The organism is Acidovorax sp. HMWF029 (genome assembly GCF_003060895.1).
Lineage (GTDB): Bacteria > Pseudomonadota > Gammaproteobacteria > Burkholderiales > Burkholderiaceae_C > Acidovorax.
Genome location: NZ_QAIH01000272.1, coordinates 1 through 7,353 on the forward strand (window position 1 = coordinate 1; position 7,353 = coordinate 7,353).

Consider the following 7,353-nt stretch of genomic DNA (forward strand, 5'->3'; position numbering starts at 1 on the left):
CTGTCAGGCGCCAGTTGTGGGCCCTGTGGACCATCGTGCTGCTGTTGGCGGCCCTCCTGGCGGCCAGCGCCTGGCAGCACCGCAACCCCACCGCCCGCAAGATCACCCAGGACGATATTGACGCCGCCGTGCTGCGCACACTGGAGACCACCACGCCGCCTTCGGCCGCTGCACGTGCAGTGGACAGCATCGCGCCGTCCATCGTGCGCGTGGTGGGCTACGGTCGCAGCAAGAACGGCAAGGAAGAAGTCGAGCGCGGCATTGGTACGGGCGTGGTCATCGTGGACAAGGGCGTCATCCTGACCAACCTGCATGTGGTGGCGGGCGCCGACCGCATCGGCATCACCTTTCATGATGGGCTGGAGGCCACCGCAAGCATCACCGGTGCCCAGCCCGAGAACGACCTGGCCGTGCTTCAGGCCCACAAGGTGCCCGACGACCTGGAAGCCGCCACCCTGCGCTCGACCCAGAATCTGCGCCCCGGCGACCACGTAGTGGCCGTGGGTTTCCCTTTTGGCATCGGGCCCTCTGCATCCGCGGGTGTGGTGTCGGGCCTGCGGCGAGAGTTCACCTCGCCCGAGGGCAAGCGCCAGCTCAGCAACCTGATTCAGTTCGATGCGGCAGCCAACCCGGGCAACTCGGGCGGCCCGCTGGTCACGCTCGATGGCGAAGTGGTGGGCATCGTCACCGCCATCCTCAACCCCACACCTGCGCGCACCTTCATCGGCATCGGGTTTGCGGTGCCTATCGAGAACGCGGCCTCGGCCGTTGGCATGCCCCCCTTCTGACCCCGACCGTCCACAAGGAGCCCCATGGAAACCACGCCACCTCCCTCCGCCATGAACAACGCCGCCACCGCCACCCTGATGGAGCAGGTGCTCTACGAAGTCAAACGCGTGGTGGTGGGCCAGGACCGCTTTCTGGAGCGCGTCATGGTCGCCATGCTTGCGCAGGGCCACCTGCTGGTCGAAGGCGTTCCGGGCCTGGCCAAGACGCTCACCGTCAAGACGCTGGCCAGCACCATCCAGGGCAGCTTCAAGCGCATCCAGTTCACGCCCGATCTGGTCCCCGCCGACCTGGTGGGCACGCGCATGTACAACCAAAAGACCGGCGAGTTCAGCACCACGCTGGGTCCCGTGTTTACCCACCTGCTGTTGGCCGACGAAATCAACCGCGCGCCCGCCAAAGTGCAAAGCGCGCTGCTGGAGGTGATGCAGGAGCGCCAGGTCACCATTGCGGGCGAGACCCACAAGGTGCCCGAGCCTTTTTTGGTGATGGCCACGCAGAACCCCATCGAAACCGAGGGCACCTATGCGCTGCCCGAGGCGCAGGTGGACCGCTTCATGATGAAGGTGCTGATCGACTACCCCACTGAAGAAGAGGAGTTTGTGATTGCCCAGCGCGCACTGGACAAGCCCGTGCAGGTGCTGCCCGTCGCCACCACCACCCAGCTGGCGGCGCTGCAGGCCGAATGCCGCACGGTGTATGTGGACCCATCCCTGCTGCAGCACGCAGTCAAGCTGGTGGCCGCCACGCGTGTGCCAGCCAAGCATGGCCTCAAAGACCTGGCAGGTTTCATTGCCTGCGGCGCCAGCCCCCGCGCCACCATTGCCCTGGCTGAGGGCGCCCAGGCCCTGGCCATGCTGCGCGGGCGCAACTACGTACTGCCTGAGGACATGACCGACCTGGCCGCCGACGTGCTGCGCCACCGCATTGCACTGTCGTACGAGGCACTGTCCGAAGGGCTGGATGCCGACGCGCTCATAGAGCGCATCATGGCCAAGATCCCTGCGCCTGCGCGCCCTTTGCACCACGAGCAAAAAGCCGCCTGACCGAGTCCCGCCATGCGCCCAAAGCCGCCTGAATCCTCTTTCGCCACGGTCCACGCCCTGCCCACGCTGCCCGGGCAAGCTGACCGTTTGCTGCGCGAGCTGGAGTGGAAGGTGATCCGCCGCCTGGACGGCCTGCTGCAGGGCGACTACCGCACCCTGATGCGTGGCAGTGGCCTGGACCTGGCCGACCTGCGCGAATACCAGCCGCACGACGATGTACGCCACATCGACTGGAACGTGACCGCCCGCCTGAACCAGCCCCATGTGCGCGTGTTCACCGAAGACCGCGAGATGACCGCCTGGTTCCTGCTGGACCTGAGCCCGTCCATCAGCTTTGGCCCCGAGGGGCGCGCCAAGCGCGACATCCTCACCGGCTTTGTGGCCGTGCTCTCGCGCCTGCTCACCCGCCACGGCAACCGCGTGGGCGCCATGCTGTACGGCGGCGCCAGCCACCAGGCCGAACGCACGGTGGACTACGTGCTGCCGCCGCGCAGCAGCCGTGCCCATGTGCTGCACCTGGTGCATCGCCTGCTGGCGCCCCCCCCACCCGCCGCCCATCGCACGGGCGGCGGCGCAGCCACCGAGTTGCACCGGCTGCTGCAAACCGCACTGGCCAACCTGCGCCGCCGCGCCACCGTGTTCGTTGTGTCCGACTTCATCAGCGCACCCGGCTGGGAAAAGCCCTTGGCGCAGCTAGCGCAGCGCCACGACGTGGTAGCCGTGCGCCTGCTCGACCCGCTGGAGCTGGAGCTGCCCGACCTGGGCCTCATCACCCTGCGCGACGCCGAAAGCGGCGAGCAACTGCAGGTGGACACCCATGACGCCGCCTTCCGCCGCCGCTTTGCGCAACTGGCGGCCGAGCGCGAGGCCACACTGCGCGACGGCCTGGCGCATGCCGGGGCCGACACGCTGGAGCTGTGCACCGACGACGACCTGGTGGACACCCTGCTGCGCTTCATGGACCTGCGCCAGCGCCGCGTGCGGGCGCCCCGCGCGACTGCGGATTCCACCGCGTCCCAACCCCACTACGCCACCTGAGGACCCGCACCATGGTTTTTCTCTGGCCCACCCTGCTCTGGCTGCTGCTGGTTGCGCCCCTGCTGGTGCTGCTGTACTGGTGGCTTCTGCACCGGCGCAAGAAAACCGCGCTGACCTATTCAAGCCTGTCCCTGGTGCGCGAAGCCATGGGCACCCGGCAGAACCTGCGCCGCCACATCCCGCCCACCCTGTTCCTGCTGGCCCTCGTTGCGCTGCTGCTGGCCGCCGCACGGCCACTGGCCATCATCACCCTGCCCTCGCAAGAGCAGACCATCATGCTGGCCATGGATGTCTCGGGCAGCATGCGTGCTGCCGACGTAGAGCCCGACCGCATCACTGCAGCCCAGAACGCCGCCAAGGCCTTCATTGCCGAGCTGCCCCGCCATGTGCGCGTGGGCATCGTGGCCTTTGCGGGCAGCGCCCAGCTGGCGCAGCTGCCCACACAAAGCCGCGAAGACCTGGTCAAAGCCATTGACAGCTTCCAGCTGCAGCGCGGCACGGCCACGGGCAACGGCATCATGTTGTCGCTGGCCACCATCTTCCCGGACGCAGGCATCGACATCGCCGCGCTGGGGGGGCGGCAGGCCATGCGCCCCAAGCCCATTGAAGAAATCGGCAAGCAGCAGGACCCAGCCAAGCCCTTCACCCCGGTGGCGCCCGGCTCCTACACCTCAGCCGCCATCATCATGCTGACCGACGGCCAGCGCACCACGGGCGTAGACCCCCTGGAAGCCGCCAAGTGGGCTGCCGACCGGGGCGTGCGCGTGTACACGGTGGGCGTGGGCACGGTGCAGGGCGAGACCATCGGTTTCGAAGGCTGGTCCATGCGCGTACGGCTGGACGAAGAAACGCTCAAGGCCGTGGCCGCACGCACCAATGCCGAGTATTTCCATGCAGCCACCGCGGCAGATTTGAAGAAGGTGTACGAGACACTGAGTTCCCGGTTGACGGTGGAGAAGAAGGAGACGGAGGTGTCTTCTTTGCTGGCGTTGCTGGGAGCGGCGCTAGCGGTGCTGGCGGCAGGGTTGTCGGTGTGGTGGTATGGGCGGATTTTGTAGTTATTTTGGGCTCTTGCGCCTGTCTGGCAAGCGCTATTAGCTATTGTTTTTGCAGCATATGACTCCTACCCCACCCGTTCGGGCGGAGCCTGCCGAAGCCTGTATGTGCTGGCTTGAATGGCGTGCTGGTTTGAATGCCGTGCTGGTTTGAATGCCGTGCTGGGGTGCAGGGCGGGAGCCGGGGTATGCGCCCGCCGGCGCAGCAGTCACTACAAAATCAATAGCTAATAGCGCTTGCCAGACAGGCGCCAGCAGCCAAAAAATTACCCCAAAACCCCAGACACCAACCTCAGCACCCGATCACACCGCGCAGCCAAAGACTCATCGTGCGTCACCATCACAAACGCCGTCCCTTGGTCGCGCGCCAGTTGCAGCATCAGATCGAAAACACCGTCCGCCGTGCTGCGGTCCAAATTCCCCGTCGGCTCATCGGCCAGCACACACGCAGGCCGCGTGACCAAGGCCCGCGCAATCGCCACCCGTTGGCGCTCACCGCCCGACAGCTCGGCCGGCCGGTGCATCAAACGCTCCTTCAGCCCCACCGACGCCAGCACCCGCTGCGCCTCGGCATGGCATTGCGCCAGCGGCAGGCGGCGAATGCGCAGCGGCATGGCCACGTTGTCCAGCGCGCTGAACTCGGGCAGCAGGTGGTGAAACTGGTAGATAAAGCCCAGGTGCTGGTTGCGCATCTGGCCCTGGCGCTGCGCCGACAGCGAGGACATGTCTTCACCCTTGAGCCGCACGCTGCCCGAGGTGGGCGCATCCAGCCCGCCCAGCAGGTGCAGCAAGGTGCTCTTGCCCGAACCCGAAGCGCCGACGATGGCCAGCGTTTCGCCCGCGCGGATCTGCAAGTCCACGCCCTTGAGCACGGTCACATCCAGGCGGCCTTCGGTAAAACGCTTGGTCAGGCCCCGGGCTTCCAGCACCACCGCTCCATTTTTCAAGACATTTTGGCCGTTGCCGCCTGATGGTATTGGTTTGATTGCTACATTATTCATAGCGAAGCGCTTCCGCAGGGTTCACACGGCTGGCGCGCCAGCTGGGGTACAGGGTGGCCACAAAGGCCAGCACCAAAGAGATGACACCGATCGGCACGATGTCACTGCTTTGCGGCTCGCTGGGCATCTTGCTGATGAGGTAGATGTCTTTGGGCAGGAAGCTCGCGTTCAGCGCCCGTTCGATGGCCGGCACGATCACGTCGATGTTGAACGCAATGCCCAGGCCCAGCAGCAGGCCCACGGCCGTGCCAATCACGCCCACCATGGCGCCCTGCACCACAAAGATGCCCATGATGCTTTTCGGGCTGGCGCCCAGTGTGCGCAGGATGGCAATGTCGGCGCGCTTGTCGGTCACCGTCATGACCAAGGTTGAGACGAGATTGAACGCTGCCACGGCCACGATGAGCGTGAGGATGATGAACATCATGCGTTTTTCAAGCTGCACGGCGGCAAACCAGGTGCGGTTTTGCTGCGTCCAGTCGCGGATCAGCAAGTGACCGCTCAGCGTGCCTGCCAGTTGCTGGGCCACCTCGCGCGCCTGGTGCAGGTCCTTGAGCTTCAGGCGCACGCCCGTGGGGCCTTCCAGGCGGAAGATACGCTGCGCGTCCTCATGGTGCAGCAGCACCAGGGCCGAGTCGTATTCGTAGTGGCCTGAATCAAACGTGCCCGCCACCGTCATCTGCTTGAGGCGTGGCACCACGCCAGCGGGCGTCACCTGGCCTGCGGGCGCGATCAGCGTCACGGCGTCGCCCACCCGCACGCCCAGCATGCGGGCCAGCTCGCCGCCCAGCACCACGCGGAATTCGCCTGGCACCAGCAGCTTGAGCGTTTTTTCGTTGGTGGCGGCCAAGTCCGTCACCGCACCTTCGAGGGCCGGGTCGATGCCACGCACCAGCGCGCCCTTCATGTCCTCGCCACGCGCCAGCAGGGCCTGCGCCGCCACAAAAGGCGCCGCGCCGATCACATTCGGGTTCTTCTTGGCCTCCGCCAGGGTAAGCGCCGGGTCGGGCAGCGCGGCGCCCTGGGGGGCGAAGATTTCGATGTGCGAAACCACGCTGAGCATGCGGTCGCGCACTTCCTTCTGAAAACCGTTCATCACACTGAGCACGATGATCAGCGCCGCCACCCCGAGCGCAATGCCCAGCATGGACACGCCCGAGATGAACGAGATAAAGCCATTGCGCCGCGTGGCGCGGCCCGCGCGCGTGTAGCGCCAGCCCAGGGCCAGTTCGTAGGGGATTTTCATGGAATGGGAAAGAAGGCCTCACCCCAGCGGAATGCCGGGGCCGGGCCGGGGCAGATTGTGGCATCCCGGACAATAGCGGGATGTCGGACACCACCCATTTGCTCATCCCTGGCGCCGCGAGCGCTTCTGAGGGATGCCAGCAAGCCCTGCAAAACCTCGCCCTCCCCCATCTGGACCGCCTTCTGGCAAGGCTCAGCCCGCACCCCACCGGCAGCGACAGCGGGGAAGAAACCAGCTTCTCTGCCCCCCACGAACGCGCCCTGGCCCGCGCCCTGGGCCTGCCTGCCGAGGACGGCCACATCCCCTGGGCTGCCTGGCACCGCCACCAGCAGCACCCATCAACAGATGGCGAAGCATGGGCCTTTGTCACCCCCTGCCAGTGGCAGGTCAGCACCGACCACGTCACGCTGCGCGACCCCGAGCAACTGGGCCTGGATGAGGCGGCATCGCGCGCACTGCTCGCCATCATCTCGCCCTGGTTTGCCGAGGACGGCATCACCCTGCACTACGACCAGCCCACCCGCTGGCTGGCCAGCGGCCCGCTGTTTGCCGACCTGGCCACCGCCTCGCTGGAGCGGGTGCTGCTGCGCGACGTGCGCGCCTGGATGCCCCACGCCCAGCAAGCGCGCACCCTGCACCGCCTGCACAGTGAGATGCAGATGCTGCTCTACACCCACGCCTTCAATGACGAGCGCGCGGCGCGCGGGCTGCCGGTGGTCAACTCGTTCTGGGTGCATGGCGCAGGAGCGCTACCGGCGTCCCCCCCGCCGGGCGCCGCCGCGCCCACCATGCCCACCACGCTGCGCGATACGGCGCTGCGCGAGGACTGGCGCACCTGGGCCCAAGCCTGGGCCACGCTCGATGCAGGCCCGGTGGCCGATCTGCTGCGCCAGGCCGAGGCGGGCGCCCCCGTGTCACTCACGCTGTGCGGCGATCGCAATGCGCAGGCCTTTCACAACGCGCCCCGCTCGTTGGCCCGGCGTTTTCAAGGCTTTTTTCGGCCTCTGCGCGCGACAGACCTGCTCAACAAGCTATGAAAATAGTAGCAAGAGACATCCCCCCCCGCGCCGCCTGGGCGCTGGAGCAGGCCGGTGTGCACCCGCTGCTGGCCCGCCTGTACGCAGCCCGTGGCGTGCGCGCCAAGGACGAGCTGGACGACGGCCTGGGCCGCCTGCTGCCCC

General features: G+C 66.7%; 7 protein-coding genes. 5 read left to right on the plus strand and 2 right to left on the minus strand.

What is annotated here, in order from left to right; translation table 11 throughout:
- The 4 genes from DBR12_RS19045 to DBR12_RS19060 form a co-directional block, all read left to right on the plus strand.
- Positions 1-788: S1C family serine protease (locus DBR12_RS19045; protein ID WP_199226727.1), on the plus strand; the 788-nt coding region annotated here is incomplete at its 5' end.
- Between the two features lie 24 nt (positions 789-812).
- Positions 813-1,832, plus strand: coding sequence for a MoxR family ATPase (locus tag DBR12_RS19050; protein WP_108618684.1), 1,020 nt, complete (start codon positions 813-815; stop codon positions 1,830-1,832).
- Between the two features lie 12 nt (positions 1,833-1,844).
- Positions 1,845-2,870, plus strand: a complete 1,026-nt coding sequence (locus DBR12_RS19055) for a DUF58 domain-containing protein (RefSeq protein ID WP_108618685.1) — start codon at positions 1,845-1,847, stop codon at positions 2,868-2,870.
- 11 nt (positions 2,871-2,881) lie between these two features.
- Entirely contained in the window at positions 2,882-3,928 is a 1,047-nt protein-coding gene (locus tag DBR12_RS19060) for a VWA domain-containing protein (RefSeq protein WP_108618686.1), read from the plus strand.
- Positions 3,929-4,191: 263 nt separating this feature from the next.
- Here the strand turns inward: DBR12_RS19060 and lolD are convergent, their stop codons facing one another.
- The gene (gene lolD, locus DBR12_RS19065; protein ID WP_108618687.1) at positions 4,192-4,872 is read right to left on the minus strand and encodes a lipoprotein-releasing ABC transporter ATP-binding protein LolD; all 681 of its coding nucleotides are present in this window, start codon (positions 4,870-4,872) and stop codon (positions 4,192-4,194) included.
- Between the two features lie 46 nt (positions 4,873-4,918).
- The gene (locus DBR12_RS19070; protein ID WP_108618688.1) at positions 4,919-6,172 is read right to left on the minus strand and encodes a lipoprotein-releasing ABC transporter permease subunit; all 1,254 of its coding nucleotides are present in this window, start codon (positions 6,170-6,172) and stop codon (positions 4,919-4,921) included.
- An 80-nt stretch (positions 6,173-6,252) separates the two neighbouring features.
- Between DBR12_RS19070 and DBR12_RS19075 the strand changes: the two genes are divergently transcribed.
- Positions 6,253-7,209: a phosphoglycerate mutase gene (locus DBR12_RS19075; RefSeq protein ID WP_108618689.1), complete on the plus strand. Its 957-nt coding sequence runs from the start codon at positions 6,253-6,255 to the stop codon at positions 7,207-7,209.
- The last annotated feature ends 144 nt before the right edge of the window (positions 7,210-7,353 follow it).

Excerpts from the sequence above, each read along its gene's own strand:
- DBR12_RS19070 (WP_108618688.1), bottom strand. The coding sequence starts at position 6,172 with ATGAAAATCCCCTACGAACTGGCCCTGGGCTGGCGCTACACGCGCGCG.
- DBR12_RS19050 (WP_108618684.1), top strand. The coding sequence starts at position 813 with ATGGAAACCACGCCACCTCCCTCCGCCATGAACAACGCCGCCACCGCC.
- DBR12_RS19055 (WP_108618685.1), top strand. The coding sequence starts at position 1,845 with ATGCGCCCAAAGCCGCCTGAATCCTCTTTCGCCACGGTCCACGCCCTG.
- DBR12_RS19060 (WP_108618686.1), top strand. The coding sequence starts at position 2,882 with ATGGTTTTTCTCTGGCCCACCCTGCTCTGGCTGCTGCTGGTTGCGCCC.
- DBR12_RS19075 (WP_108618689.1), top strand. The coding sequence starts at position 6,253 with ATGTCGGACACCACCCATTTGCTCATCCCTGGCGCCGCGAGCGCTTCT.